This window comes from Corynebacterium sp. KPL2680 (assembly GCF_040225675.1).
Lineage (GTDB): Bacteria > Actinomycetota > Actinomycetes > Mycobacteriales > Mycobacteriaceae > Corynebacterium > Corynebacterium rhinophilum.
Window position 1 is genome coordinate 1 of sequence record NZ_JBEHFM010000053.1, and the last position, 1,439, is coordinate 1,439.

Annotated in this window: 1 protein-coding gene; it reads left to right on the plus strand. The window is 54.1% G+C overall.

Annotated features, from left to right (window positions below):
- Positions 1–62: 62 nt before the first annotated feature.
- Positions 63–1,405, plus strand: a protein-coding gene (locus ABRP66_RS11580) for an IS3 family transposase (protein ID WP_410757984.1) whose coding sequence is annotated in 2 segments (ribosomal slippage) — positions 63–504 and positions 504–1,405 — 1,344 coding nt in all. Because the reading frame shifts where the segments join, the coding sequence is not laid out codon by codon here.
- The last annotated feature ends 34 nt before the right edge of the window (positions 1,406–1,439 follow it).

Genomic DNA, 1,439 nt, shown 5'->3' on the forward strand with positions numbered 1-1,439 from the left:
TGAACTGCTCCCCATTAGTTGGACTGAGAAATCAGTTACCGACTAGTAGGGAGTAGTTTTCTTTGAGAGCACGAAGTTCGTTGAGCGAATATCAGCGCGAGCAGTTGGTGGAGTGTTTCGAGCAGGGCATGGGGTGTAAAGCAGCTGCCAATGCTCTCGGGGTCTCCAGACACGCCGTGCGGAGTCTCTACCGTCGGTTTGTGCTGCGTGGCAGGCTATGTCTTGTGGAGAAACCGACTAAGCAGCATTACCCCTTCGAGGTGAAGAAGGAAGTTGTCGAGCGCTACCTTGCCGGCGAGACAAGAATGGATCTTGCCCGCGAGTTTGGACTGTCGTCAGACCAGCTCGTCAAAGACTGGGCGCGGAAATGGCGCAAAGACGGCGTTGAGGCGTTGAAACCGAAATCGAAGGGCAGGCCTAAAGGCTCGGCCGCACCGAAGCGGCTTACAGAAGAAGACAAGCTGCGCCGCCAGATCGCACGGTTGGAAGCTGAAAACGCTTATCTAAAAAAATTGCGGGACTTGAGGAATCAGGGACACGCCTGAAAGTTCAGGCGATCGTCATCCTCAAGTCTCACCACCGCTTAGAGTACCTCCTAGAGGCAGCAGGTATCCCACGGTCGACATTCTTCTATCACCAGAAACGACTCAGCGAGCCAGATAAGCACGCTGCGATCAAGGACGCGATCCTAGAAAGCTTCGAGGCTAACAAGCATCGCTACGGCTACCGGCGGGTGTTGCTGGACCTGCGCAACAAGGGCTGGGTGGTCAATCACAAACTCGTCTACAAACTCATGCATCAGATGGGTCTTCGAGCCAAGATCCGCCAACGCAGGCCGTATGTTTCCTACGCAGGAACTATAAGCCACATCGCTGACAACAAACTCGACCGCAAATTCACCCCAGACACGCCAAACACCGTCTTTGTCAGCGACGTCACCGAGTTCAGGGTCGCAGGCCGAAAAGTGTATTTGTCACCGGTGATGGACTTGTTCGACCGCTCAATCGTTGCTCACACCGTGGCCACATCGCCGACGGCAGCGTTTACCGCCGATTCTTTGTCCAAGACGATCGCAGCCTGTGCACCGAAGCCTGGGTGGATGATGCACACCGATCAAGGATTCCAGTACCAGCATTCCTCCTGGCGTAACCTGATCGGTGACAACGGTGGTGTTCAGTCGATGTCGCGTAAAGCCAACTGCTACGACAATGCAGTAATGGAGAACTTCTTCGGGCACGTAAAGACCGAGATGTACCACGGGGAAGTCTTCGACACCGTCGAAGACTTCAACCAAGCGATCGAAGATTACATCCAGTGGTACAACACCGAACGCATCCAACAACGACTCAAGGGCCTGACCCCGATGCAATATCGGAATCAGACCCTTGAACCCCTCATCACCTAGAATTAAACCAGTCCAACTTTCGGGGGCCAGTTCA